Annotated in this window: 23 protein-coding genes, 1 tRNA gene and 2 pseudogenes; 12 read left to right on the plus strand and 14 right to left on the minus strand. The window is 62.8% G+C overall.

The window, feature by feature from the left end:
* Positions 1-275: 275 nt before the first annotated feature.
* Together MF609_RS10785 and MF609_RS10790 are read right to left on the minus strand one after the other, a co-directional pair.
* Positions 276-1151 carry an SDR family oxidoreductase gene (locus MF609_RS10785; protein WP_242416329.1) on the minus strand — a complete coding sequence of 292 codons (876 nt, stop codon included), beginning with the start codon at positions 1149-1151 and terminating at the stop codon, positions 276-278.
* Between the two features lie 248 nt (positions 1152-1399).
* A complete protein-coding gene (locus tag MF609_RS10790) occupies positions 1400-1966 on the minus strand; it encodes a TetR/AcrR family transcriptional regulator (protein ID WP_242416330.1) in 567 nt (188 codons plus the stop codon).
* Between the two features lie 118 nt (positions 1967-2084).
* On the opposite strand from MF609_RS10790, the gene MF609_RS10795 reads away from it, so the two are divergent.
* Both MF609_RS10795 and MF609_RS10800 read left to right on the plus strand, forming a co-directional pair.
* Positions 2085-2723, plus strand: coding sequence for a DUF1349 domain-containing protein (locus MF609_RS10795; protein WP_242416331.1), 639 nt, complete (start codon positions 2085-2087; stop codon positions 2721-2723).
* 2 nt (positions 2724-2725) lie between these two features.
* Positions 2726-3856 (plus strand): acyltransferase family protein, encoded by a 1131-nt coding sequence (locus MF609_RS10800; protein ID WP_242416591.1) that lies wholly within the window; start codon positions 2726-2728, stop codon positions 3854-3856.
* 59 nt (positions 3857-3915) lie between these two features.
* On the opposite strand, the gene MF609_RS10805 is transcribed toward MF609_RS10800, so the two are convergent.
* The 8 genes and pseudogenes from MF609_RS10805 to MF609_RS10840 all read right to left on the minus strand — a co-directional run bounded on the left by MF609_RS10805 (position 3916) and on the right by MF609_RS10840 (position 10607).
* A complete protein-coding gene (locus tag MF609_RS10805) occupies positions 3916-4548 on the minus strand; it encodes a tyrosine-type recombinase/integrase (protein ID WP_242416332.1) in 633 nt (210 codons plus the stop codon).
* Between the two features lie 201 nt (positions 4549-4749).
* Positions 4750-5129: pseudogene (locus MF609_RS10810) on the minus strand (IS5 family transposase); the annotation flags it as partial.
* Positions 5130-5469: 340 nt separating this feature from the next.
* Positions 5470-7071: a DUF927 domain-containing protein gene (locus MF609_RS10815; RefSeq protein ID WP_242416333.1), complete on the minus strand. Its 1602-nt coding sequence runs from the start codon at positions 7069-7071 to the stop codon at positions 5470-5472.
* Positions 7072-7267: 196 nt separating this feature from the next.
* Positions 7268-8140 (minus strand): hypothetical protein, encoded by an 873-nt coding sequence (locus MF609_RS10820; protein WP_242416334.1) that lies wholly within the window; start codon positions 8138-8140, stop codon positions 7268-7270.
* Complete coding sequence (locus MF609_RS10825; RefSeq protein ID WP_242416335.1) at positions 8137-8295, minus strand: helix-turn-helix domain-containing protein; 159 nt, start codon at positions 8293-8295, stop codon at positions 8137-8139. Before MF609_RS10825 ends, MF609_RS10820 begins: the two co-directional genes overlap by 4 nt.
* Positions 8296-8416: 121 nt before the next feature.
* Positions 8417-9076, minus strand: coding sequence for a hypothetical protein (locus MF609_RS10830; protein WP_242416336.1), 660 nt, complete (start codon positions 9074-9076; stop codon positions 8417-8419).
* A 66-nt stretch (positions 9077-9142) separates the two neighbouring features.
* Positions 9143-10330 (minus strand): tyrosine-type recombinase/integrase, encoded by a 1188-nt coding sequence (locus MF609_RS10835; protein WP_242416337.1) that lies wholly within the window; start codon positions 10328-10330, stop codon positions 9143-9145.
* Between the two features lie 187 nt (positions 10331-10517).
* A tRNA-Ser gene (locus MF609_RS10840) sits at positions 10518-10607 on the minus strand.
* A 114-nt stretch (positions 10608-10721) separates the two neighbouring features.
* Here MF609_RS10840 and MF609_RS10845 point away from each other — a divergent pair.
* The 10 genes from MF609_RS10845 (at position 10722) to mazG (ending at position 19890) form a co-directional block, all read left to right on the plus strand.
* Entirely contained in the window at positions 10722-11744 is a 1023-nt protein-coding gene (locus tag MF609_RS10845; RefSeq protein WP_242416338.1) for a lytic murein transglycosylase, read from the plus strand.
* Positions 11741-12499 (plus strand): SPOR domain-containing protein, encoded by a 759-nt coding sequence (locus tag MF609_RS10850; protein ID WP_242416339.1) that lies wholly within the window; start codon positions 11741-11743, stop codon positions 12497-12499. The genes MF609_RS10845 and MF609_RS10850 overlap by 4 nt, the downstream gene beginning before the upstream one ends.
* A 17-nt stretch (positions 12500-12516) precedes the next feature.
* Positions 12517-13683 (plus strand): D-alanyl-D-alanine carboxypeptidase family protein, encoded by a 1167-nt coding sequence (locus MF609_RS10855; RefSeq protein WP_242416340.1) that lies wholly within the window; start codon positions 12517-12519, stop codon positions 13681-13683.
* Positions 13680-14306 (plus strand): dTMP kinase, encoded by a 627-nt coding sequence (gene tmk, locus MF609_RS10860; protein ID WP_242416341.1) that lies wholly within the window; start codon positions 13680-13682, stop codon positions 14304-14306. The genes MF609_RS10855 and tmk overlap by 4 nt, the downstream gene beginning before the upstream one ends.
* Entirely contained in the window at positions 14303-15289 is a 987-nt protein-coding gene (locus MF609_RS10865; RefSeq protein ID WP_242416342.1) for a DNA polymerase III subunit, read from the plus strand. The genes tmk and MF609_RS10865 overlap by 4 nt, the downstream gene beginning before the upstream one ends.
* An 11-nt stretch (positions 15290-15300) precedes the next feature.
* A complete protein-coding gene (gene metG / locus MF609_RS10870; RefSeq protein WP_242416343.1) occupies positions 15301-16848 on the plus strand; it encodes a methionine--tRNA ligase in 1548 nt (515 codons plus the stop codon).
* The gene (locus MF609_RS10875) at positions 16845-17624 is read left to right on the plus strand and encodes a TatD family hydrolase (protein WP_242416344.1); all 780 of its coding nucleotides are present in this window, start codon (positions 16845-16847) and stop codon (positions 17622-17624) included. The genes metG and MF609_RS10875 overlap by 4 nt, the downstream gene beginning before the upstream one ends.
* Positions 17621-18385 carry an MBL fold metallo-hydrolase gene (locus tag MF609_RS10880; protein ID WP_242416345.1) on the plus strand — a complete coding sequence of 255 codons (765 nt, stop codon included), beginning with the start codon at positions 17621-17623 and terminating at the stop codon, positions 18383-18385. Before MF609_RS10875 ends, MF609_RS10880 begins: the two co-directional genes overlap by 4 nt.
* On the plus strand, positions 18382-18987 hold the full coding sequence (locus tag MF609_RS10885) for a retropepsin-like aspartic protease family protein (RefSeq protein WP_242416346.1): 606 nt from the start codon (positions 18382-18384) through the stop codon (positions 18985-18987). The genes MF609_RS10880 and MF609_RS10885 overlap by 4 nt, the downstream gene beginning before the upstream one ends.
* A gap of 183 nt (positions 18988-19170) precedes the next feature.
* Positions 19171-19890, plus strand: a complete 720-nt coding sequence (gene mazG, locus MF609_RS10890) for a nucleoside triphosphate pyrophosphohydrolase (protein ID WP_242416347.1) — start codon at positions 19171-19173, stop codon at positions 19888-19890.
* Between the two features lie 181 nt (positions 19891-20071).
* Here mazG and hflX read toward each other — a convergent pair whose 3' ends face one another.
* The 4 genes and pseudogenes from hflX to MF609_RS10910 all read right to left on the minus strand — a co-directional run bounded on the left by hflX (position 20072) and on the right by MF609_RS10910 (position 25625).
* Positions 20072-21358, minus strand: a complete 1287-nt coding sequence (gene hflX / locus MF609_RS10895; RefSeq protein WP_242416348.1) for a GTPase HflX — start codon at positions 21356-21358, stop codon at positions 20072-20074.
* Positions 21355-21861: pseudogene (gene hfq, locus MF609_RS10900) on the minus strand (RNA chaperone Hfq); the annotation flags it as partial. The pseudogene hfq and the gene hflX, both read right to left, overlap by 4 nt.
* Positions 21862-21978: 117 nt before the next feature.
* Positions 21979-23361, minus strand: a complete 1383-nt coding sequence (gene ntrX / locus MF609_RS10905; protein ID WP_242416350.1) for a nitrogen assimilation response regulator NtrX — start codon at positions 23359-23361, stop codon at positions 21979-21981.
* Positions 23358-25625 (minus strand): sensor histidine kinase NtrY-like, encoded by a 2268-nt coding sequence (locus tag MF609_RS10910; protein ID WP_242416351.1) that lies wholly within the window; start codon positions 25623-25625, stop codon positions 23358-23360. Before MF609_RS10910 ends, ntrX begins: the two co-directional genes overlap by 4 nt.
* Positions 25626-25629 lie beyond the last annotated feature (4 nt).

The raw sequence follows: 25629 nt of genomic DNA on the forward strand, positions 1-25629 counted from the left end.
GTCATACGAGTGCTCGTATGACTGGTCGTAGAACCGATAACTTCCTGCACCGCCCGCGCCCTCGTCAAAGGCGACAAGCATCCTGCCTACCGGCGCTACCGCAAGGCGGCCTGCTGACCACGCTTACGCAGAAAAAGCCGATGATGAACGAGCGGCAGGTATCCAGAGGTCGCTTGGCCGCGCTGAACGGCTGGGATTGGGTCGGCATGGCTGTCGGGCTGGCGAGTTGTCACGCTCAGCCGCCATCGCATTGGCGACCGAGCGTGAGCCTCATTTTAGGAAATGGGAACGCCGCCCGTTACAGCTATGACGTTGCCAGACATGTAACTACCTTCTGATGAGGCGAGAAGCACGTATGCGGGAGCGAGCTCTCCCGGCTGCCCAGCACGCCCGGTCGGCGTATCCTGGCCCAGCGTTTCCAGTTCCTCCGGCGATTTGGCGATCGGCTGAATGGGAGTCCAGATTGGGCCGGGCGCCACCGCACTCACGCGAATTCCGTCACTGGAAAGAAGATTGGATAGCCCCACCGTCAGGCTCGATATTGCGCCCTTCGTGGCAGCGTAAACGATCATCGTTTTGCTCGCGACCTCGGCCTGCTCGCTAGTCGTGTTGATGATCGCAGAGCCCGGCTTCATGTGCGGCGCGGCTGCCTTGGCGAGGCGGATCATGGCAAACACGTTGGCGGCGAAGGCGCCTTGCATCTCGTCGTCGTCGATGCTGTCCAACCCCTCGTTCATGGTCTGAGCCGCGGCATTGTTGACGAGGACATCGATGCCTCCGAGCTCGGAAACCACACGTCCGACAATGCTCGTGCAATGATCTCGGTCACGAATGTCTCCTGGAAGCAACAGGCAACGCCTTCCGGCTTTCTCAACCCAGGTCCGTGTCTCCTCAGCATCCACCTGCTCGTCTGGGAGGTAGGATATTGCGACATCTGCACCCTCGCGGGCATAGGCGATCGCCACAGCTCGCCCAATGCCTGAGTCACCGCCGGTGATCAGCGCAATCCTATCCTTCAGCAATCCCTTGCCGACATAGCTCTCCTCACCGTGATCCGGCTTAGTTCTCATCTCCGTCGTCAGGCCCGGACGCAGCTGTTGCGGCTCGTCAGGAAAGCTTGTCGGGTAGCTGATGCGTGGATCGTGGGTCATATCAATTCCTGCTGGTGGAGAAACCAGCGAACGGTCGATGAGCAGTTACGTGCCGGAGCAGGGGGGACTTTTTTGATTTGCATTGAGCCAAAGCGGCAAAGATTAACCAATGTCCGATTTCGGGTAATTGTAAGGACCACTTGAGTGGCTCGTTGTGGGTCGACTTACTGAATTCAACGGCCGCCGGAAACGGCCAGCCACTCGTTCTTGGGCAGATACCGCGTCGGGGCGGAAGTCATTGAGCATGATCATGCTCGATGCTGTCTAAAACTCGTCAGTCGATCCACAATTTCCTCTATCTCGTCAGGGTTTAGAGGGGCGGTACCGATCGAATTGTGAATGCCGATTCCCTCGACCAGCGCGTCCAATGCGCGGGCGGTCAGGGGATCGAAAAAGCGTTCGAGTGCATCGCGGCTGTTCTGCATCCATCGTTGCATGACGACCGCGACCGGGGGATTGCGGGCTGCGTACGCATACAACTCGTAGCTGAGCAGCAGGGTGGCAGGCGTCGCCCATATGGATTCCGCAATGATCGATACGACAGCTGCCTTGGCGGTTTCGCGATCCGTCGCCTGTGCCAAACGTTCTCCAAAGGCAGCCGACGATTGTTCCGCCAGTTGCAGGAACGCCGTCCGTATCAATGTGTCGAGCGTATCGAAATAATAGGTGACGGATCCCAGGGGCACCGCTGCGGCAGCGGCGATGCGTCGGTGGGTGGTACCGGCTACCCCCTGCTGGGCGATCACGACCAGTGTCGCGTCGACGATCCGCTGTCGTCGATCCGTTTCGTTTCGCCCCTTTCCAATACCAGTCACATCGAACCCTTTGCAAATCATGTGTACATTTGTACACACCCTCGTATCTTAGCGTAGGAGAGGGGAGAAGGTCATGCGGGATGCAAGGGTTTCACGCCGAGCCGTCATCGGCGGCGCGGTGGCCATCACCCTGGCCCCGAACACCGTTGCGAATGCGGAGAACAGGATGGAGACGTTCGGACAGGATGACGGTCGCTGGCTGAACCCGCCGAAAGTGTGGAAGCGGGAAGGTAATGGCGATCTGACGATGATCACCGATCGCGCTACCGATTTCTGGCGAGAGACTCATTATGGCTTCACGCGTGATTCGGGGCATTTCCTAGGCTTCGCGACACCGGATGCCTTTACGGCACAATTGCGGGTCCGTGGTGCGTACGAGAAGCTGTACGATCAGGCGGGCATCATGGTGCGGATCGACGAGCGTCGCTGGATCAAGGCGGGCATCGAATTGTCCGATGGACGCGCGATGCTCAGCAGCGTGCTTACCGATGGGCGTTCGGACTGGGCGACGAGCCCTTATGGCGGCGACCCGAAAGACTTCTGGATGCGGGTGACCGTCGCGAAGGGGGTATTGCGATTACAGGTTTCGGCCGACGGAAAGTCGTGGCCGCTGGTACGTCTTGCGCCGTTCCCGGTGGCTTCATCCTATCTGGTGGGACCGATGGCGTGCACGCCGGAGCGCGAAGGTTTGCGTGTCCGTTTCTCCGACCTGCGGATCACGGCCCCGCTGGGCAAAGACCTGCACGATCTGACGTGAGGATGCCTCCGCAGAGCGGGCCGCGCATGGCGTCGGACGGGACAAAGGCCCATTTCGAGGTTCTCGACGGGCTGCGGGGTACCGCCGCCCTCCTCGTCGTCGCGTTCCATATCCAGGGCATCACCGTGCTGTTCGATGCCCAGCGTCTGCTGTTGCCGCACGCCTATCTGGCGGTCGACTTCTTCTTCGCGCTGTCGGGGTTCGTGGTCGGCTATGCCTATGACGATCGCTGGTCCACGATGACTACCCGGCAGTTTTTGACGCGTCGGCTGATCCGGCTGCATCCGCTGGTGTTGCTCGGCGCGGTGCTTGGGCTGTTGAGCTATATCGGTGATCCGTTTGCCGGCAATCGGCAGGACGCGCCGGTAATGCTGATCGTCGCGGCGTTTGCCGCAGCGCTACTGGCACTACCCTCCGCGCCGTTGCCTAACCGGCTGGGGGACAGTCATCCGCTCAACGCGCCCGCCTGGACGCTTCTGCAGGAGTATATCGGTAACCTGGCCTACGCACTGGTGTTGCGACGGCTCAAAACCCCGTGGTTGGCGGGTGCGACAATGGTGGCTGGGCTCGCCTCGGTGGCTACTGCCATGTCTCTCGGATCATATGATACCGGGTGGGGGCTACATAATTTTGGGGGAGCGCCGGTACGGCTTGCGTATCCGTTCATGGCCGGTCTGCTATTGTTTCGTCTCCACCACCGTCTGCCGCGCTGGCGTGTCGGGTTCCTGCCCTTGAGCGTCATCTTGCTGCTGGCCTTTGCAGCCCCCGCAATGCCAACCGACGGGGTAATCAAGCTGAACGGGCTGTATCAGGCGTTCTGCGTCGTCATCCTGTTTCCGGCGATCATCGTGGCGGGTCGACATTCGCAGGGTGGACCGACCATGGCGCACCTGTGCCGGACCGCCGGACAGATTTCCTATCCGCTCTACATCACCCATTATCCGTTCGTGTATCTGTACATGAACTGGATCGCGACCGGCAATGGGCAGGGTGCCGTCACCGGCCCCTTTGCGATCGGGTTGTATGTCTTCACGATCGTATTCGCGGTGGCTGCCTATCGCATCTGGGACCGCCCGTTGCGGTTGGCGCTACGGCGGTGGAGCAACCCGGTAGAAGGATCCGACCTCAGCTGAACGAATGGCAAGTTGAAGGAACCGCTGAACAAACACCTGATGACTGCTTATGGGTCGGCTCAGACCTCAGTGCGTTCGGCCAGTTCTAAAGCGTCCTCCACGTCGACGCCTAAGTAGCGGACCGTGCTATCAATCTTGGCATGGCCCAGAAGAATCTGAACGGCACGGAGATTGCCCGTAGCCTTGTAGATAATCGATGCTTTCGTGCGCCGTAGCGAGTGCGTCCCGTAATCCTGAGACGGAAGGCCGATGCCGACCACCCACTCGTGAACGAGGCGGGCATACTGCCGCGTGCTCATGTGGGCCATGTAGTCGTTACGGCTCGGGAAGACGAAGTCGTTCAGCGTCCCGCGGCGTCGCTCCAACCATGCTCGCATCGTCTTTCGTGCCGTATCCATCAGCTCGAACTGGACCGGACGTTTGGTCTTCTGCTGAACCACAACGGCACGGTCACGGACGCGTCCGCCGGAAACTACATCGCCGATCCTCACCTTGACCACATCACAGCCGCGCAGCTTGCTATCGATGGCGAAGTCGAACAACGCTCGGTCACGCAGTCGTCTATGCTGGTCGAGCCAGAAGCGAATGGCCCAGACCTGTTGCTGCTTTAGCGCCCGCTTCGCACCGATAAGCCGGCCCTCGTTCCAGGGTCGAAGTTCGTGAAAGGCGGGGTCCAACGACGAGTGCCCCATCGATCATCTCCATTGGGACGGATAGGCCAATCGATCTTACGCAGGCCCGGTAAACCAACGGTTCGGAGATGTGGTTGATCGGCGGTCAGTGATGCTGAAAGAGCGGCCGGTTGGGGCGTTGCCTCGTAGTCGCAGCCCGGCCGCAACTGGGTCTAAGTAGTGAGATGCCCGGGAGTCGCTCGCCCCAAGAGGCGAGCATGTGATCTTGGTCGTCAATCCACCTCGGGAACGCCCCAGCGCCTGATCCTTGGCCCCCCTTTTCCGGTCGCAGCCTGCTGGTGTGCTCGAACGATGACGCTGTCGATCATCAGATACTGGTTGTCCCGGTCGGCCGTCAGCGCCTCGAACACCTGCTCCCAGACGCCGGCGTGGCACCAGCGGCTGAAACGCCGATGCACCGTCTTCCACTTGCCGTAGCGTTCCGGCAGGTCGCACCAGTGCGCGCCCGAGCGCAGCACCCACAAACATCCGTTTACGAACAATCGGTTATCTGAACCCGTTCGGCCGGGATCAGCCGTCTTGCCCGGAACCAGCGAGGCAATCCGCGACCACTGCGCCTCGCTCAACTCGTAACGCTTGATCCCCATCACTCCCTCCGCGCTTCGGCACGGAGGCCTATGAATCAGCCTGCAACCGCTCTGGGAAGCCTGAATGTCGATCCGGCCTAGGTTGTTAGGTACGCTGCCATATCGAGGTTTTCGGCGGCAGCATGATATAGCTCTTCGGCTTCGTCAGGCGGGATGTTGCCGATGGGTTCGAGAGGCGGCGAAGTGCATGGTTGCACGGCCGAATGTCGGTCTTTCTTACCGTCCGTTCGGCATGACATTTCCCCGTTTTTATCATGGGACCGTGGGCGTGCGAAGGCGATCTAAGGCGAAGAACGGCGAGCGGCACCGATGGGTACCACTCGCCGTTAGTTGATTACTGGATCTGCGCGGGCAGAACGAAGCAATAGACCCGCACCTTCTTCTCGGTACCGATGGTCCGCTGGGTCACCAGACGCGCACCTTCCCGTTTCATCAAGGCCTGCGAACTCGGCTTGACCAGCAGGGTTTTGTGGTCGGGAAGGACCGAAGCAATTGCGTCCTGTCGGATCAGCAACTCCGTCCCGCGAATGGTGTGTTTGACGTACATTCGGGCAGCTGCTGCCGCCTCGGGGAAGGCAGCGTCTTCGTTTGCGGTCAGGTCGACCACTTCGTCGCTGGCTGCCAGAGCGTGCAGACGGTCAACAAGGGGGGGCGACGGGACCTGATGCCAACGATGGTTCCGATAGCACCGGATGAGAGTGGCCCCAATGCGCCAACTGTCGGGCAGCACCCCATATTGTTGGGCAAGCCGCCCCGCTGCAAACAAAAGGCCGAACGCGTCGGCGACCCGCACCTCCGCCTGATCGTTCAGGTCGACGTTAGCGGCCGTCCGAAACCTGAGAACATGATCAGCGATCAGCTTGCGCAGCGCGCCTTCGCCCGTGAAACGGGCGGCCACAAGCTGCTCCAGATACGACCGAATAGCCGTTCCATGATACCGCCGCGCCGCCGTTTCCAGTGCAGCGGCAGCATCCTGTGCGCTTTCAAACCCCTTCGGCAAGCGGTCGAAGATGCCATATTGCCTGTCTGGACCGACTGTCAGCACCACTTGGTGAATTTGGGCCATATCGGCCAGCGGTCCATCCCCGAAAGCGACGACGAGCGGCTCTTTGGTTGTCAGCAGGGCAAACGAACTTGCCCCCGCGGACGCGGTACCACTGGCGCGGCAGATCACGCTGACATAGCCTTCCGCCAGCCTCTTTGCCGGGACGCTGGCCGCAAACATGTCTGCCGCCGTGAACACCAAGGGCATGTCGGTGTGGTAGGAAAAGACATCCGCCGGGTCGTCGACGCCAGCTCGGAAGTCTGTGCCATAGCCTCCGTTACGCGCGGGGCTGCCGCAGACGGACGATACGACCATGGTTGCGAGTTCGAGATTCGACGAAGCCGCACCGAACAGTTCGAACGTGAGGGGCAACGACCGGTCGTAGATGGCCAGCAACGGCGAGGCGAACGCCGCAAGCATCGCTGCCTGCAGCAGCGGCTGGCCCGCAAGCGGCGCGGCAACGTGGTGCTTCCACTGCCGTAGGCTGCCCGACATAGCACACTTCCCCGGTGTCAGCGGCACCGCCACTTCGGGCGCTTGCCCTGCGTGCGCGATGACCTCGCCGCTGGCCAACACAAAGCAGTCCGAATGCCAGCCATAGCCGTCGACCAGGTTGCGCGGGGAGAACTCTTGCTCCCGTAACACCATGTCCTGCAGTTCCCGAAATTGCCGACCAGGAGCGACCAGGATTCCCCGACTGGCGAGGATACGGCAAAACTGACGCAGGTCGGCATTAGCGATGTGTGCCGGCATAAAAGCCTGGGAACCGTCCTTGGTCACAAAGTAATAGCGCATGCCCAAGCGCGACCGACAGCTTTCGATACGCAGATCATCTTTCTCTAGATCCACCCAATCCATAAATATTTCCTCGATAAAAGATGGTTTGATCACCTAAATCCCCATTCCCACCACCACTTTTCGACGCACGAATTCATGTTCGAAAACAGCGCTAGGAGCACCATTTCCAAATGAAGGCAGTGTTGTACTAGGTAGTGGGGGGAATGGTGGTACGGCTGGGTATTCTGGTAGGCCTACAGGCCTTCTAGCCGCACATTTCGTACTTCATTCAATAACACGTGTTTGACACTTATGCGCGGTACAGACCTCCCTCACCGAGCTCCAGGTTGATGTTGATGAGCATGTGGTGAAACGCCCACTTGTCCATCCAGAGCAACCATTGGCTGTGGTACGGTTCGGGGATACGGGTGAGGCGGCCCACCAGGCGGTCGGCTTGATCCCCATTTCCACCTACTTCACCACGACTTCGGGCATACCAGCTGCCCTTGAACGCATAGGTGATGACCTGGGGATTGAGGGGATCGTCCACCTCCCGGATATGCACCCGGGTAGCGACGCCATCCGGACTGTCGGCAACCCGCTTGACCGACTTATAGGCATTGCACCCCTTCAGCCCCTCAAATGCCTTGATGAGGTTGCCTGTAACGATGAAGTGCCAGTGCAGCTGGAACAGCCCGGTCACCGGGTTGTATTCGCCATCCAGATAGCCGCTGGCCCAACCGGCAACACCGCGTTTGGCACCGTACCGGCCGAGGGTCACCCGCAAATTCTGCTTCGGGACCGCCGGATTAGTCTGCATCAGCTCATCAATCGTGAGTGCGTGCCCAACCGGGATCAGCGTCACCAGATAGACCCGCTCATTCGGGACCATGCCCAACAGCTTCAGCAGTTCTGCGGTGATGTACGCCCGCTTGACCCGCATGTAGCGTTTCGACGCAAGCGTTTCCGGAACCATGCGACGTTGGCAGATGCGGTTGGCCAGTTCTTCGCAAGCTTCCCACAGCTGCGGCGGCTTGGCGCCACGTTGCCGGAGCCCAGCGACCCGTTGGCCATCCTCCTTCAACGCAACTTCCGGCGTTTCGAGCCCTTCAAACTGCGGGCACCGGGCGCCGTTCATGAGCCAGGCGTTACCCTGGTTCACCCATGCTCGGGCGGCCATCACTGCAGCAGCTCCTGGAGGCTGGCGACGATGACCAGCCGGCGGCGACCGACTCGCACACTAGCGATGCGGCCCTCCTTCAGCAGCTTGTAGACGGTCGTTTTTCCCATGCCGGACGCATGGACGGTCTCTGCGACCGAGATTGCAAGTCGCTTCATTCTTCCTCCTCCGCCCGTCGTGATTGACGGGACGAAGGCGAACTTGACCAAACCGCGCTTCTAAAGCTGCACGGAAACCTAATGAAAACTCCGCTGCGCGTTTATGGAAACCTTATGGAAACTAGCTCGGATCACGCGGCTTTAGCGTTGGTAAGACCATTTTCGCTATCTCATCGATCTGATTTATACCCAGCCGCGATTTATCCTTTCCCTGCTGCAGTCTAAATGACAATTCCTCCTTAAGAATTGATATAGTCTTAAATTTTCCTGAGTGCAGCATTCCATCCTGAGATATGCGGACCACTTCCAACCAGCCTGCATCACGAGCCATCACTTCGAGCGGACGACCACCTCTATTTTTTTTAACTGGTTTAAACAACGATGGCCGGAGGCGTTCGAGGTCATTCAATGACAACTCAACCCCCATTATCATCCGCCGTTTTAGTGGCTTAATGTTAATGGTGTACATGAACTTGCTGTACGGCCAGCGCCAACGGGATCTATCATGCGCAGCGCGCTTATCATATCGCCAGTAGTTGACTGGTACGATCAGATCACGGGTAATGTCCGCAGCTTCCTTATGTGTTCGCCACGCTTTATGCATGTTGGCTTCAGTCGTCGTCCAAATAGCCTCAGCTCGGGCTGTCAACAAACCGTCCCGCAGGAATTCGGCAACTGCCCCCTTGAAAGCTACCGGGTCCTCACCCTTTTCAACGGCGAGTTCGAGCGCTTCAGACGCCTTTATCCATCGTGTCTCAACCTGTCGTTCATCACCCGACATATGACTCCCCCTGAGATAGTGTCGTTTTGCAGGGGTAAGCTCTAGGATAGAATTACGGTCTACTTTCTAAGTAGACGACGTCAGAAACTTTGCCCATTCCGACATCAACTCGCGACGCCGATCTACGGCGGTCCCGCGTCGATAGGCACGTTCTGCTTTGTTTTGAATGGTATGGGCCAACGCCTGCTCAACGATCTCGCGCGGGTAGCTGGTGGCATCACCTGCCCAGTCGCGGAACGTGCTGCGGAAGCCGTGGGTCGTCACATGGCCATAGTTCATCCGGCGCAGCAGCATGGCCATTGCCATATTCGACCGTGCCGCACCGCCGATGCCAAACACCGGGGTTGTCGCATTGAACGACGATGGCTTCACCCGGGCCAGCACTGCCATAGCCGCGTCAGACAGCGGAACGACATGTTCGGCACCCGCCTTCATGCGCGCAGCCGGGATGGTCCATAGCTTTGCGTCCAGATCGATCTCGCCCCAGGTAGCGCCTAGCGCCTCACCGCTTCGGGCGGCGGTCAATATGACAAACTCCAGGCACCGAGCTGCCAACGCCGGACGCTGCTTGAGCTGCTGGAAGAATGCTGGCGCTTCACGCCAAGGCAGCGCTGCATGATGACCGCGTTCGACCTTGGGCTGGTTTGGCAGCAGCAGTGCCAGATGACCACGATAGGTGGCCGGGTTCATGCTGTCGCGTTGACGAAGGCCGCGCACCTTCGCTGCGTCGAGGATCTTCTCGATGCGCCCGCGTACCCGCTTTGCGGTTTCGGCCTTTGTCAGCCAGATCGGCTGTAGCACCGCCAACACATCTTCGGTGCCGATGTCGGTGACGGGCACATTCTGCAGTGCCGCCGCATGGTCGCGGAGACTGTTGCGCCATTGCTGCCGATGCACAGGGTTGCGCCAGCCGTCTTCGACGCTGGAGATGTATTGATCGGCAAAGGCCCCGAAGGTCAGCACCGTAGGCTCTTCCACCGGCGCTTCGGTCCCCAAAATCCCACGCGGATCCTGTCCGACTGCGACCGCTTCACGCATCTCACCAGCGATGCGGCGTGCTGTGGCTAGGCTAACCGATACCGCAGGACCAATGCCAATCTCGGTCCGCTTGCCGTTCGACGCGGTCATGAACACCCATGACCGGGCACCCCCCGTCGTGATCCGCAGATACAGGCCACCGCCGTCGGCGTGCCGCCCGGGCACCTTCAACGCCGCGACTCCACGGACCGTCAGCTTGTTCAACGCGCGCGCCATGGGCCTCCCGGGGGTTCGAATTCCACCGGTTTCATGCCCACTTTCATGCCCACTTTCAACTTGGCTTCAGGCGCATCTCGACGAACCGTCGCGAACACTCGGCAATGCCCACCCCCAAATTAATCGCCGGCAATCAATGCTTTGCGAGGCTTTTGTGAACGATCGCGAACGTCGGCGAAATCAGCTCTGGCGGAAGAGGTGGGATTCGAACCCACGGAACGGTTGCCCGCTCGCCGGTTTTCAAGACCGGTTCCTTAAACCACTCGGACACTCTTCCTGCGTGCAGCAGCGCCTAGAGCGGATCGGCCGCATTGTGCAAGCCTTTGTCGCGTTGGGGGTTCATCCGCGTGACGGGCTGTGCCAATAGGACGGGCTAGCGGGAGGCCGGTGTATGCGTTTGGCGAAAGCGGGGTTGGCGGTCGTGCTGAGCCTGATGGCGGGGGCATCGGCCTCGGCCCAGGATGCGGAGGGCTTTCAGTCCTACTTACGGGAAGTCGCGGTCCGGGCACGGGCGCAGGGGGTTCAGCAATCGACCATCGATGCGGTCTTGCCGACGCTGACCTATAACCCGCGCGTGGTCGAACTGGACCGGCAGCAGCCGGGGTCGTCGAACACGACGACCGTCTCGCGCTTTGCTCCCTATCGGTTGCGCCATGTCGACGCCGCACGGATCAGCCGTGGTCGAACCGCCTATACCGCGCAACGCGGCAAGCTGGCGTCGATCGAGCAGCGGACGGGCGTGCCCGAGGAGATCATGGTCGCGATCTGGGGCCATGAGACCAATTATGGGAGCTATACCGGCGATTTCGACCTGCCACGCAGCCTCGCTACGCTGGCTTATGAAGGGCGGCGTCGGTCGCTGTTCGAACCGGAGTTCATCGCAACGCTGAAGATGATCGACCGGGGCGTGCCGCGCGATCGGCTGAAGGGAAGCTGGGCCGGTGCGTTCGGCTATCCCCAGTTCCTGCCATCCATCTATCTGCGGCTGGCGCGCGACGGTGATGGCGACGGGGTAGCGAATATCTGGTCGAACGAAGCGGATACGCTGGCGTCGATCGCGAACTATTTCGTCGATGCCGGCTGGCGCCCCGGGCAGCCCTGGGGCTTTGCCGTGCGAGTGCCGGCGGGGTTCGACCGATCGATCCTGACGCCGCGTTCACTGTCCCCGCGCTGCCCACGAGTGTTCGAGCGACACAGCCAGTGGCGAACGCTGGCGGAATGGCAGTCGCTGGGCGTCGTGCCGAGCGACGGGCGGCGGCTCGATCCATCGATCCAGGCGACGCTGATCGAACCGGACGGCCCGGGAGAGACGGCGTATCTGCTGACCGGTAATTACCGCGTGATCCTCGACTACAACTGTTCCAACTATTATGCGCTGTCGGTCGGCCTGCTGGCCGATGCCATCGCGCGATGAGTGTCTGCGCGGCGGCGCTCCTGCTAATGGGCATCGGTCAGAGCGGTGTCGATGCACCGCCCTTAGTGCATGAGCAGCGGCTGGACGACGTCACGCCGGTCACGATCGATGGCAATTCAGCGAAACTGACCGTATCGCATCGCGGATTGGCGGCGGACAGCTTCGCCGAGGTCACGAACCTTGGCAGCGGGCGAACGGTGATCCTGCTGGTCAAAGCGGAGGATCGAGGCGACGGCATATTGTCGGCCGGTGCCGCGCGGGCATTGGGTCTGGGCGCGCAAGCTGTCGCGAATATTCGCGTTCGGCCGGCCGTGCCGTCACCAGCGGAACAGGCCGCAGTTCGCAGCGGCTCGGTGGTCAGCCGGCTCGATGCACCGCCTGCGCTATTGGCCGCCCTCCGCCGCCGGATGCCACAGCCCGTGCCCGCGGCAGCAAATGCGCGCGCGACAACCGACGCGCCGCCCGTCGCACCGTTACAAGCACAGCCGGCCCCCGCCGGGCCAGCGGCATCCCAGCCACGTCCTGCCAAGCCGACACCGGTCGCAACCGGACGCTGGTTCGTGCAGGTTGCCACCCTGTCGGACGCCGGCCGCGCGCGGACGCTCGCAAAATCCGTCGACGGCGTTGTACGTTCGGCGGGCAGGCTGTACCGGGTGCAGGCTGGCCCATTCGCCACCCGAGCCGCTGCCGAAACCGCCCGTGCGTCGATCGCCCGTCGCGGGTTCGGTGACGCCCGGATCATTGCCCAGGACTGAACGGAACCACGTGCCCCATGCGTAAGATCGCCCTTTCGAGCATCGCCGCCATCGCCATTGCCACCCCCGGCATCGCCGCCGCGCCGCCGTTCGATACGCCGGCACCGGTCGCGTTCATGACCGACCTGTCGTCAGGCGCGACGCTGTATGCTAAGGACGCCGACCGCAGGATGCCGCCAGCGTCGATGGCGAAGATGATGACCGCCTATGTCGCGTTCGACCTGATCAAGAAGGGCGAACTGAAGCTGAGCGACACGGCGACCGTTTCGCCGGAAACGTGGAAGAAGTGGCACGGTCCGCAGGCCGGCTCGACCATGTTCCTGTCGGTGAACGAGAATGTCAGCGTCGAAAACCTGCTGTACGGGATCATCGTCCTGTCGGGGAACGACGCTTGTGTCGTGCTGGCCGAAAAGATCGCAGGTTCGGAGGAAGCTTTCACCAACCTGATGAACCAGCGGGCCAAGGAGCTGGGCCTGACCAACAGCCATTTCGGCACGTCGAATGGCTGGCCCGATGAAGGCCGTACCTATGTGACCGCGCGCGACCTGGCAAAGCTGGCGACGGCGACGATCCAGAACCATCCGCAACTCTACAAGAAATTCTATTCGAAGACCGATTTCACCTGGGGGAAGACGCTGGGTGAGGGGGCCGCGATCACACAGGCGAACCGTGACCCGCTGCTGGGCCGCGTGCGCGGTGCCGATGGCCTGAAGACCGGGCATACCGAAGAGGCCGGCTATGGCTTCACCGGATCGGCCGAGCAGGACGGCCGCCGTCTGGTGATGGTGCTAGCCGGGCTGACCAGCTCGAACCAGCGGATCGCGGAATCGGTCAAGTTCATGAACTGGGGCTTCGGCGCCTGGCGCGCGCGGCCGATCGTGGCTGCGGGCAAGCGGGTGGAGACGGCCGAGGTCCAGCTAGGCGATTCGGCAACCGTCGGTCTCGTCGCGCCGCGCGCGCTGACCGTCACCATGCCGGCGGGCACCAACAGCCCGATCACGGCGAAGGTCGTCTATACCGGCCCTATCAAGGCACCGATCGCCAAGGGTCAGCATATCGCCGACCTCGTGATCGCATCGCCCGATACCGGGGAACAGCGCATGCCGCTGGTCGCCGAAAAGGATGTGGCCGAAGCCGGATTCTTCGGTCGCGTCTGGGCGAGCCTGACCTCGCTGTTCGCTTGAGCGCCGGCCGGTTCCTGACGCTGGAGGGCGGGGAAGGGGTCGGCAAATCGACCCAGGCCCGAGCCCTCGTTACCGCACTGGAGGCGCGTGGCATCCATGCGGTGCTGACGCGCGAGCCCGGCGGCAGTGAGGGTGCAGAGGCGATCCGTGCCCTGTTGATGCAGGGGGATGTGCGGCGGTGGAGCGCCCATGCGGAGGCGTTGCTCTTCGCTGCCGCACGGGCCGATCATGTCGAAAAGCTGATCCGGCCGATGGTGGATGCGGGAAGCTGGGTCATCTGCGATCGCTTCCTCGACAGCACCCGCGCCTATCAGGGCGCGCAAGGGATCGACGACGCCGCGATCCTCGCGCTGCACGGTTTCGGGTCGCGCGGATTGTTGCCCGATCGGACGCTGTGGCTGACGCTTCCCGACGGAGAAGGAGACGCACGGGCGCGGGCGCGTGACGGTGCGGCAGCGGATCGCTTTGCCGCGCGCGACGACGCGTTCCATCGCTCGGTCGCGACGACCTTCGACAGGATCGCCGAAGCGGAGCCCGACCGCGTGCGCCGGATCGACGCCTCCGGTGCGGTCGAGCAGGTCACCGCGCGGCTGATCGACGCGATCGCCGACCTGCTGCCGTGACACTGATCGGGAACGACGCCACACGTGACGCCTTTGTCGCAGCGGCCGAAGGCACTGCGCTGCATCATGCCTGGCTGCTGAGCGGGCCGGAGGGCATCGGCAAGGGCGGCTTTGCGCGCGAAATGGCGCAACGCCTGCTGGCCACGGCGCTCGACGGGCGCAGTCGGATGCGGGGCGACATCGCGGACGACCACCGTGTCGCGCAGCTGATGGCGGCCGGTGCCCATCCCGATTATCGCGAACTGGTTCGCCTGCCTAAGGATCCGGACAAGCCCGATCAGGACATCGCCCGCAGCATCAAGATCGATCAGGTCCGCACCCTGCAGCCGATGTTTGCAACCAAGCCTGCCCTGTCATCGCGGCGGGTCGTGGTGATCGACGCGATCGACGATCTGGAACGGCCCGGCGCGAACGCGTTGCTCAAGAATCTGGAAGAGCCGCCGGTCGGTACGATCTTCCTGCTGGTCAGCCATTCGCCCGGCCGACTGTTGCCGACGATCCGGTCACGGTGCCGGCAGTTGCGGTTCGATCCGCTTCGGGACGCAGACGTTGCACAGGTCCTTCGCAACGCGCAGCCCGAACTGGAAGGCTCGGAAGTGGAGGCGTTGGTCGCGGCGGCGGATGGATCGCCCGGACGGGCGCTGGCCTATGCCGGTCTGTCGGTTGCCGCGCTCGACCGAGATTTGTTGGCAATTGCCGACACCGGCGACGCCGACAACCGCATCCGGTCGCGCCTTGCCAAGGCACTGGCGAGCAAGGCGGCACAGCCGCGCTATGCGGTGTTCCTCGACCGGGCACCGGCGCTGATAGCGGCTGCCGCACGCACCCGCACCGGTCTGCCGCTGCGCGATGCCCTCGACGCCTATGACAAGGCACGGGCGTTGGCCGCGATGGCACCTGCATTGTCGCTCGTTGCGGAAACGACCGTGTTCGAAATGGCGGGGCTCGTCGCACGACTGGCGCCCGCGCGCGGGATCGCCTAGAGGCTCGGGCCATGTCCGATCCATTCTACATCACCACCGCGATCCATTACCCGAACGGCCGGCCGCATATCGGCCATGCCTATGAAATGATCGCCGCCGACGCCATCGCCCGGTTCCAGCGGCAGGCCGGCCGGGACGTGTTTTTCCAGACCGGCACCGACGAACACGGCCTGAAAATGGTCAAGACCGCGCGCGACCGGGGCGTCGAGGTGCGCGAACTGGCCGATGAAATGTCGGGCTACTTCCGTGAGATGTCGGATGTTCTGAACATTTCGCGCGATCGGTTCATTCGCACGGTCGAACCGCAGCATTATGCCGCGTCGCAGGCGATCTGGTCCGCGATGCGTGATGCCGGCGACCTGTATCTCGACCGCTATGAGGGATGGTATTCGGTCCGCGACGAAGCGTTTTACGAGGAAAAGGAACTGATCGAAGGCGAGGGCGGGGTCCGCCTGTCGCCGCAGGGCACGCCGGTCGAATGGACCGCCGAAGAAACCTGGTTCTTCCGCCTGTCGAAGTATCAGCAGCCGCTGCTCGATTTCTATGCCGCCCATCCCGACTTCATCCAGCCCGAAAGTCGCCGCAACGAAGTGCTGCGCTTCGTCGAGGGCGGGCTGACCGACCTGTCGGTGTCGCGCACCAGCTTCGATTGGGGTGTGCCGGTGCCCGACAGTCCCGGCCATGTGATGTATGTCTGGGTCGATGCGCTGACCAACTACCTGACCGGCGCGGGCTACCCCGACGCGCCGAACCGCTATTGGCCGGCGGCGTTGCATCTGATCGGCAAGGATATCGTACGGTTTCACGCGGTGTACTGGCCGGCATTTCTGATGTCCGCCAATCTTCCGCTGCCGCACAAGGTGTTCGGCCACGGTTTTCTGCTGAACCGGGGCGAGAAGATGTCGAAATCGACCGGCAACGTGGTCGATCCGATGAAGCTCGCTGAACTCTATGGCGTCGATGCGCTTCGCTATTTCCTGCTGCGCGATATCAGCTTCGGGCAGGACGGGACGTTCTCGGACGAGGCGATCGTCGCGCGCGCCAACAGCGATCTTGCCAACAGCTTCGGCAATCTAGCGCAGCGGACGCTGTCGTTCATCGCCAAGAACCTCGACGGAGCCTTGCCGAACGATGGCCGCAGCGATCCGGCGGACGCCGCGCTGCTGACGGCGGTGGGCGAGGCGATCGACGGCTATCGTACCGCCTTCGCCGACCTGGCATTGGGGCAGGCGCTGGAAGCATGGATGCGCGGCGTCTTCGCCTGCAACCAGTATATCGACGTGCAGGCGCCATGGGCGCTGCGCAAGACCGATCCCGACCGGATGCACGCGGTGCTGGGTACGCTGGTCCGCGCCATCCGCGACCTCGCCATCGCGATCGAGCCGGTCGTGCCGGCATCTGCCGGCACGCTGCTGGCACAACTCGGACAATCGGGGCAGGGGCATGACGCGCTGGGCGACCATGCGTGGTACACCGCGCAGCGCGATGCTGGCTTCCGCTTGGCTGCCCCGACGCCGATTTTTCCGCGACTGGCGCTAGCGGAGGTCGAAGCCGCATGAAGCTGGCCGACAGTCACTGCCATCTGAACTACAAGGGCGTGGCCGACGCATCAGGCGAGGTTCTGGCCCGTGCGCGCGCGACGGGTGTCGTCGCCATGCTCAACATTTCGACCCGGGAAAGCGAGTGGCGTGCGGTCATCGGCACCGCCGAGCGCGAGAGCGATGTCTGGGCGACGGTCGGCATTCATCCACACGAAGCGGACGAACATCCGCATGTCGACACCGACCGTCTCATCGCTGCTGCCGCGCATCCGCGCGTGGTCGGCATCGGTGAGAGCGGGCTTGATTACTACTACGACCATAGCGATCGTGCCGCACAGCAACGCAGCTTTCGTGCGCATCTTGCCGCCTGTCGGCAAACCGGGTTGCCAATCGTGGTCCATACCCGTGACGCCGAGAAAGATACTGCGACGATCCTGCGCGACGAACTGGGGAAGGGGAGCTTTCCGGGCGTTCTCCACTGCTTCACCGGATCGGCCGAACTGGCGCGGATCGCACTGGACCTTGGGTTCTATATCTCGATTTCCGGGATCGTGACTTTCAAGAGCGCCCAGAATCTACAGGTGGTCGCGCGCGACCTGCCGCTCGATCGGCTGCTGATCGAGACGGATGCCCCGTTTCTTGCGCCCGTGCCGCATCGGGGGAAGCCGGGTGAACCGGCATTCGTCGCCGATACCTGTCGGTTCCTGGCACAGTTGCGCGGCGAAGGGCCGGAGGCACTGGCGGAGGCGACTCACGCCAATTTCCACCGTCTGTTCGCGAAAACGCTGGCATGAAGATTCGCATCCTCGGCTCCGGTACGTCATCCGGCGTGCCGCGGATCGGGAATGACTGGGGTGCGTGCGACCCGATGGAACCGCGCAACCGGCGCACGCGGGTCTCGGCGCTGGTCGAACATAGCGGAACCCGCATCCTGATCGATACCGGACCGGACATGCGCGAACAGTTGCTGGCCGCGGACGTCGGTACGGTCGATGCGGTGCTATGGACTCACGACCATGCCGATCATTGTCACGGTATCGACGATCTGCGGCAGTTGTTTCATAACGCGCGCAAACCAGTCCACGGTTTTGCCCGCGCGGCTACGCTTGCAAGTCTGCAATCCCGGTTCGATTATGTCTTTGCGGGCCGGGCAGGGTATCGCGCGACCGTCACAGGCGAACTTCTGCCGGATGCGATGACGGTCGGCCCCATCACGATCCGGTCCACCGATCAGCCGCACGGGTCGATCGAGTCCGCCGGGCTGCGATTTGACACCGATCGCGGTTCCATCGGTTACGCCACCGATTTCAGTGCGGTAACACCCGATATGCTGGCACTGTACCGCGACGTCGATGTTCTAGTCGTCGACGCGTTGCGCGTCGCGCCGCACCCGACGCATCCATCACTCGACGAGGCCATCACGTTCGCGCGGAACTGTCGGGCAGGTCGGACCGTCCTGATCCATATGGATAATTCGATGGACTATGCGTCGCTATGCGACAGCCTGCCCGCCGGGATCGAACCGGGGTATGACGGGATGGAACTCGTCCTGTGACCAACGACCGGGCGATCTACGTCGTTCTGGGGTTGATGCTGCTGATCCTGCCGCTGTCGTCGCTGCTGGCCCGGCGGCCGTCGGCAGGCGCGATAGTGCGATCGTTGCTCGCATGGGCAGTCATTGCCGGCGTTCTGTATGTCGCCTTGAACAACCGGCAGCGCGTTGCCGAGCTAGCCGGAACATTGGGCGAACGCCTGGGCGTGGCCGAACAGAGTGTCGAAGGCGATACGGTTCGTATTCGGCAGTCGACCGACGGGCATTTCTGGGCGGTGGCGAAGCTGAACGGGGTCGAGCGCAGGATGCTGATCGACAGCGGCGCGACGTCGACTGCGATTTCCGAAGCGACCGCCGAAGCCATCGGCGTGACGCCGCGCCGGGTACCGCCGGTATTGCTGACGACAGCAAACGGCACGATCCAAGCTGCGCGTGGCCGGATCGAGACGGTTCGGATCGGATCGTTGGAAACCCGGGATCTGCCGGTCGTCATTTCGCCGGCTTTTGGCGAGATGGACGTAGTGGGAATGAACTTCCTGTCGCGCTTGGGAAGTTGGCGAGTGGCACGCGGAACGTTGATCCTCGAAGCTGATAAAGCCCGCTGATTTTACATAATGTTTATTATCGGAACCTGATAGATGGCTTTTGAGCGAGAGACCGGTAACGTCAGTTCGGGTACCAACGACGGTCCCGACGATCGGGTCGCGTTGCATTCGACGTCCTCGTTCGCGTCCGATTTTGCTCCTGCATCTCCGGCGCCGAACGTCGTCGGTCGCATCGTCGCGATCATGGCCCGGCTTCGCGACCCGGACCATGGCTGCGAATGGGACAGCGTCCAGACCTTCGCGACGATCGCACCCTATACGATCGAGGAAGCGTACGAGGTTGCCGATGCGATCGCGCGTGACGATATGGCCGACCTGAAGGACGAACTGGGCGACCTGCTGCTCCAGGTCGTGTTTCACAGTCGGATCGCCGAGGAAACCGGACTGTTCGACCTGCACGATGTGGTCGACGCGATCAGCGACAAGATGGAGCGGCGCCATCCGCATATCTTCGGCGACGCCGAAGTTGGCGGCCACAATCTCTGGGAGCAGGTGAAGGCCGCCGAACGCCGTGCCAAACCGGGGCAGAACGGTGCTTTGGCAGGGGTCGCACTGGGCTTGCCGGCGCTGGCCCGCGCGGAGAAATTGCAGAGGCGGGCGGCGCGGGTCGGTTTCGATTGGCCGGACGCAGCGGGGCCGAGGGCGAAGATCGACGAGGAGTTGGCAGAGGTCGAAGCGGCCAGCGATTCGGAACGGCAGGAGGAGATCGGCGACCTGCTGTTCTCGGTCGTCAACTGGGCGCGGCATCTGGGCGTCGATGCCGAGGCGGCGTTGCGGGACGCCAACGCCAAGTTCGAACGCCGCTTCGCCATGATGGAATCAGACGACGCGAACTTCGCCGAGCGGTCGCTGGAAGAGATGGAAGCCGCATGGGCTCGCGCAAAAATGAGCCCCCTTCCCTGACCTTTACCCGAAAATACGAAAAAACCCCCGTGGAGTCGCGATGCCGATTCCCGATAGCTAGCATCGAGAAACGCCCGAACGAGTCCAGCGGGCCGTTTCTGGACTCTGAGCGACTCCTGCCCTTTCGACAAAGGCGAACGGACGGCGTCGAGCGCCGCCCCCTGCCCGGCTCGACGACCGATTACCGGGTCAGGAAACGGTCGTAATCGGCCGGCGCCATTCGAACCTCGTATAGCGCCCGATCCTCTTCCATCCAGTGGTCGGTCACTTCACCATGGGCATGAAGCCACGCGGCGCTGGCACCATCCTCCGGGCCCAGCGCGATGCGATAACACCGATGTCCCTCCGTAAGGCGGTCGCCGACCGTGCGGATAAGGCGATCGACCCCCTCCCCGGTCAGCGCGGACAAGGCGACGATATCCTCGCGATGCTCCGCCTCCCCCAGCATCTCGATCCGGTCGTCGTCACCGAGCAGATCGAGCTTGTTCCAGGCTTCGATCCGGGGCGTCGTGTCGTCGACACCGATTTCCCGCAGCACCGCCTCCACGTCCGACGCCTGTGCCGCCGTATCGGGATGCGCGACGTCCCGGACATGGATCAGCAGGTCCGCCGACACGACCTCTTCCAAGGTCGCCTTGAACGCCGCAACGAGCTGCGTCGGCAGGTCGGAGACGAAGCCCACCGTATCGGACAGGATCGCCTTGTCGATGCCGGGCAGCGACACCTGTCGCAACGTCGGGTCGAGCGTTGCGAACAGCAGGTTTTCGGCCATCACCTCCGCACCCGTCAGGCGATTGAACAGCGTCGACTTGCCGGCATTGGTATAGCCGACCAGGGCGACCACGGGCCATGGCGCACGCTGGCGCCGGTCGCGGTGCAAAGTACGCGTCCGTGACACGCCGTCGAGTTCCCGGCGCAATCGCGCCATGCGGTCGCGGATCAAACGGCGATCCGCTTCGATCTGGGTTTCACCTGGGCCGCCAAGGAAGCCAAAGCCGCCACGCTGACGTTCGAGGTGGGTCCAGCTACGCACCAGGCGGCCGGCCTGGTAATCGAGATGGGCGAGTTCGACCTGCAACCGCCCTTCGGCAGTGCGGGCGCGCTCACCGAAGATTTCGAGGATCAGCCCGGTCCGGTCGATCACCTTGCACCCGAGCGCGGTTTCGAGATTGCGCTGCTGCACCGGCGTCAGCGCGGCATCGAACACCGCCAGCTGCAAGTCCTCGTCCCGCACCATCTGCGTCAGCTGGTCCACCTGCCCGCTGCCGATCAGCGTGGCGGGCTTTGGCGCGCGCACGCGGAACGGCACCCGGTGCCGGACGTCGACCCCGATCGCCAGAGCCAGGCCGGCGGTTTCCTCAAGACGTGCATCCGCATCGCGCGCCGATCCGCCCATATCGGGGAGGACGACGATCGCCGAAGCGCCGCGGGTGAATTCCTGTGCGTCGCGGTCGAAACCGGTACTCAAGCTTCGTCCGCTCCCGACGCCTGTTCCTCGGCAAGGTTCAGCGGGTTCGCCGGCTGAATCGTGGATACCGCATGCTTATAGACCAGTTGCGACATGCCTTCGCGTTGCAACAACATGCAAAACAGGTCGAACGCCGCAATCTGCCCTTGCAGCATAACCCCGTTGACGAGGAACATCGTGACGTTTTCCTGCGCCTTGCGTACGGCGTTCAGGAAAATCTCCTGCAGCGGCGCGTGCTTGGACGAATTTTCAGACGCCGCCTGTATGACCGACGACAGGTCGGTCGGACCCGCGGGCATGATCGTCGAGATGGCATGTTTGTAGATCAGCTGCGACTGTCCGTCGCGGCGCAACAACACCGAGAAATTGTCGAACCACGTTACGATGCCCTGGAGCTTGACGCCCTTTACGAGGAACATGGTAACCGGCGTTTTCGACCGGCGTAGCGAGTTGAGAAACAGGTCCTGAAGCGACCCCTGCCGTTCGGCCATGACTTGCCCTTGTTCTTGGCGGGAATTTCCCGCTGAGTGTCTTTAACCGTCACCCGGTTGCCGCACCCCTATGGCGCGGAGCCGCTAATCTAGGCCTGACCCCGCGCCGCCGCAATGGTCGGTTGCGGCCTATTCGTCGCCGCGCGTTTCGGTGATCCCCAGCAATTTCAGTTTCCGGTGCAATGCCGAGCGTTCCATGCCGATGAAGGTCGCGGTGCGGGAAATATTCCCCGAAAAACGCCGGATTTGCACCCGCAAATATTCACGTTCGAAGGACTCGCGCGCTTCGCGCAACGGAGATCCCATGATCGCGCTGGCGGTAGCTCCCCCCGACCCGTCCCCGGCCGATCCCAGCACCTCGGGCGGCAACAGGTCGATGTCGATCCGCGCGATCCGGTTGCCCGGGGCGAGGATCACCGTCCGTTCGACGACATTGCGCAGCTGACGGACATTGCCCGGCCATTCATAGCTTTGCAGCGCGATCATCGCGTCCGGTGCGACCTCCGGCGTCTGTACCCGACGCTCATTGGCGTAATGCGCGACGAAATGCTCGACCAGTGGCGGAATATCCTCACGCCGTTCGGCCAGCGACGGGATTTGTACCGGCACGACGTTCAGCCGGTAATAGAGATCTTCGCGGAAATTGCCGTCGACGATCTCCTGCTGAAGGTCACGCGCCGTCGCCGATACGACGCGGACATCGACCTTCACGACGCGCGTGCCACCGACACGCGTGAAGCTCTGATCGGTCAGCACCCGCAGGATACGCGCCTGGGTCGCGATCGGCATGTCGGCGATCTCGTCTAGGAACAGCGTGCCGCCATGCGCCTGTTCGAGCAACCCGGGCCGGACGAGGTTGCCGCCCTCCTCCACGCCGAACAATTCTTCATCGACCCGTTCCGGCGTCATGCGCGCGGCGCTGACGATGACGAACGGTGCCTGCGCCCGCTGGCTCCAGCCGTGGAGCAGCCGCGCGGCGACTTCCTTGCCGACCCCTGCCCCGCCGGTGATGAGAACGCGGCTGCCGGTGCCAGCCACGCGCTTCAGCGTGGCGCGCACGCTGTTGATCGCGGTCGAACTGCCGGTCAGGTCGTCCTCGCGGCCGGCCGATGCACGCAACGATGCAACCTCCTGCCGCAGACGCTCGGTTTCAGTCGCGCGCTGCACCAGGAACAACAGGCGTTCCGCCTCGAACGGCTTTTCGATGAAGTCGACCGCGCCACGCCGGATTGCGGCAACGGCGGTATCGATATTGCCGTGACCGGAAATGACCAGCACCGGCAGCGACGGATCGCGCGCCTTCAGTTCGTCGAGCAGTTCCAGCCCATCGAGGCGCGATCCCTGCAGCCAAACGTCGAGCAGCACCAGCGATGGGCGGCGCGTCGCCACCGCCTCCAGCGCAGCATCGCTGTCGGCGGCACCACGCGTTTCATACCCCTCGTCCTCCAGCACGCCGGCGACGAGTTCACGGATATCGGTTTCGTCATCGACGACGAGAATGTCGAGCTTCATGCGGGCGTTCCGGTCCGGGTAAGCATGGGATGGCGCGTTGTAACCTCCTGTGAATCGTCATCTTCCGCCGTTCCGGTTCCCGCCAGTGCGGCAAGGATCGCGGGATCGAGAATGATCGATACGATTGTCCCTCCACCGGGACGGTCGGCGAACGATATGGTTCCGAAATGTTCTTCGACGATCTTCCGCACGATGGCGAGGCCGAGGCCGGTGCCGCCCTTGCGCGTCGTCATATAGGGTTCGGCGATTCGGTCCCGCTCGACCGGCAAGCCGATGCCATTGTCGCTGGTATCGATATGCATCCGCCCCTGCGCATCGTAACGGACGTCCATTTCGATCCGGCCGCGCGGGCTGCCTTCTGGGCGGGCGGCAACGGCTTCGGTGGCGTTCTTGACAATGTTGGTCAGCGCCTGCCCCAGCTGCCGCCGGTCGCAGACCAGCGGTGCCGCCCCGGCGGAGTCAAGCGTGAAGTCGATATCCGGGTGCGCAACCTCGTGCAGGAACAGGCTCTGCCGTGCCAGTTCCGCTAGCGATTCGTGCCGAAATACGGGCTTTGGCATCCGGGCGAACGACGAGAATTCGTCGACCATCCGCCGCAGATCGCCGACCTGACGAACGATGGTTTCGGTCAGGCGGGCGAAGGTGCCGTCGTCCTCGGTCAGCTTCGCGCCATAGCGGCGTTGAAGCCGTTCGGCGGCAAGCTGGATCGGGGTCAACGGGTTCTTAATCTCATGCGCGATGCGGCGGGCAACGTCGGACCAAGCAGCCCGACGCTGATCGAGCAGCTGCTGGGTAATGTCGTCGAAGGTCAGGATATGCTGGCCGTCGTCGCGGGTGATGCGGACGGCCAAGGTCTTTGCTTCGCCACCCGACGCCAGCTGAATGATCGCGTCCTGGGTTTCTCCGTTCAACAGGGCATCGAGTTCGGGCGCGACATCGGCCAGTGGACGGCCGACGAGCGGGGTGCTGCCGGTTTTCAGCAGGGCGGTTGCCGAGCTGTTCACAAGCTTGATCGTGCGGTCCGGACCGACCGACACCACCCCGGCGCTGACGCCCGACATCACCGCCTCGATCAGCGCGCGGCGGCTATCGATCTGGGCGTTGGCGGCGACCAGTTCACTGGTCTGCTCCTGCAACCGCTCGGTCATACTGTTGAACGCGCTCGCGAGCGTGCCGATCTCGTCCTTCTGTCGGGTGCCGTTGGGTTCGGGCACGCGGGCCGACAGGTCACCGCCGGCCACGCGGCGCGCGGCGCCGACCAGCGCGCCGACCGGGCGGACGAGCCGGTCGGCCACCGCCAGCGCCACGAACACCGCCAGACCGACGATGATCAGCGACACGACGAACAATGCGATATTCAGTTGTAGTTGGACGCTGCGCGAGCGGGCCAGCAATGCGTCATAGTCCAGCAAGATGGCGCGGGTACGGCTCAGGCGCTCGGTATAGGTCGCAAGGTCGATATCGCGCGCCGAATAGACATAGTAGGGAGTGTCCACGACCCGCGTCACCGACTGGACCTGACGGTTCCGGACGCTGACGTAGCTGGGCTTGCCCGCCCGCAGCGCCGCAATCGACTTCGGGTCGATACTCCACCGCAGCGGCCCTTCGTAGATCGAGGCGGAGGCGAGCGATCGGGGACGTCCGTCGGACGGAATTTCGAACACCACCGAATCGCTGAGCGAACGAAACACGATGCTGTTCTGATACAGCAGGCGGAACTCGTCGCTGTCGATCGAATAGCGGTTGTTCAGCAGCATCCGGCGAATGTCGGATGCGACCGCCACATTCTGCCCGTCCACCGCGTCGAGAAATTCGTTGTACGACGATTGCGCCAGGACCTGCGCATTTTCGAAGATGCCGCGTGCCCGCTGCGACGACCAGAATTCGACGCCATATTGGAACAGGAACGATGCGACGATCGTGACCAGCAGCATCGGCACACTAGCAAGGATCGAGAACAGCGCCACCAACCGGACGTGCAACGTGCCGGTCCCGCCGATCTGCGACCGCGCGGCCCGGCGCATCGCGATCCGACGACCGATCAGGACCAGCAGCGCCATCGCCGGGATCAGATTGACGATCAGGACCAGCGCCATCAGCGACGGGGTAGGCAACTGGCCCCGCGCACTTTGCGACCCGTCGAACAGCAGATAGCTGCCCACGCCGACGGCGATCACCGCCAGTAGAACGGCGACTTCGATCGCCGGGAACCACCGCGCCGGGATCGACGTGGCGCGCTTCGGTTCCGTTAACGCTGCAACCATAGTT

Origin of the sequence: Sphingomonas panni, assembly GCF_022664435.1 — a bacterium.
GTDB lineage: Bacteria > Pseudomonadota > Alphaproteobacteria > Sphingomonadales > Sphingomonadaceae > Sphingomonas > Sphingomonas panni.

What these genes read in the sequence shown, in the direction of transcription:
- MF609_RS10785 (WP_242416329.1), bottom strand. Translation starts at nt 1,151, where the DNA reads ATGACCCACGATCCACGCATCAGCTACCCGACAAGCTTTCCTGACGAG.
- MF609_RS10800 (WP_242416591.1), top strand. Translation starts at nt 2,726, where the DNA reads ATGCCTCCGCAGAGCGGGCCGCGCATGGCGTCGGACGGGACAAAGGCC.
- MF609_RS10805 (WP_242416332.1), bottom strand. Translation starts at nt 4,548, where the DNA reads ATGGGGCACTCGTCGTTGGACCCCGCCTTTCACGAACTTCGACCCTGG.
- MF609_RS10825 (WP_242416335.1), bottom strand. Translation starts at nt 8,295, where the DNA reads ATGAAGCGACTTGCAATCTCGGTCGCAGAGACCGTCCATGCGTCCGGC.
- MF609_RS10830 (WP_242416336.1), bottom strand. Translation starts at nt 9,076, where the DNA reads ATGTCGGGTGATGAACGACAGGTTGAGACACGATGGATAAAGGCGTCT.
- MF609_RS10835 (WP_242416337.1), bottom strand. Translation starts at nt 10,330, where the DNA reads ATGGCGCGCGCGTTGAACAAGCTGACGGTCCGTGGAGTCGCGGCGTTG.
- MF609_RS10845 (WP_242416338.1), top strand. Translation starts at nt 10,722, where the DNA reads ATGCGTTTGGCGAAAGCGGGGTTGGCGGTCGTGCTGAGCCTGATGGCG.
- MF609_RS10850 (WP_242416339.1), top strand. Translation starts at nt 11,741, where the DNA reads ATGAGTGTCTGCGCGGCGGCGCTCCTGCTAATGGGCATCGGTCAGAGC.
- MF609_RS10855 (WP_242416340.1), top strand. Translation starts at nt 12,517, where the DNA reads ATGCGTAAGATCGCCCTTTCGAGCATCGCCGCCATCGCCATTGCCACC.
- metG (WP_242416343.1), top strand. Translation starts at nt 15,301, where the DNA reads ATGTCCGATCCATTCTACATCACCACCGCGATCCATTACCCGAACGGC.
- MF609_RS10875 (WP_242416344.1), top strand. Translation starts at nt 16,845, where the DNA reads ATGAAGCTGGCCGACAGTCACTGCCATCTGAACTACAAGGGCGTGGCC.
- MF609_RS10880 (WP_242416345.1), top strand. Translation starts at nt 17,621, where the DNA reads ATGAAGATTCGCATCCTCGGCTCCGGTACGTCATCCGGCGTGCCGCGG.
- mazG (WP_242416347.1), top strand. Translation starts at nt 19,171, where the DNA reads ATGGCCCGGCTTCGCGACCCGGACCATGGCTGCGAATGGGACAGCGTC.
- ntrX (WP_242416350.1), bottom strand. Translation starts at nt 23,361, where the DNA reads ATGAAGCTCGACATTCTCGTCGTCGATGACGAAACCGATATCCGTGAA.
- MF609_RS10910 (WP_242416351.1), bottom strand. Translation starts at nt 25,625, where the DNA reads ATGGTTGCAGCGTTAACGGAACCGAAGCGCGCCACGTCGATCCCGGCG.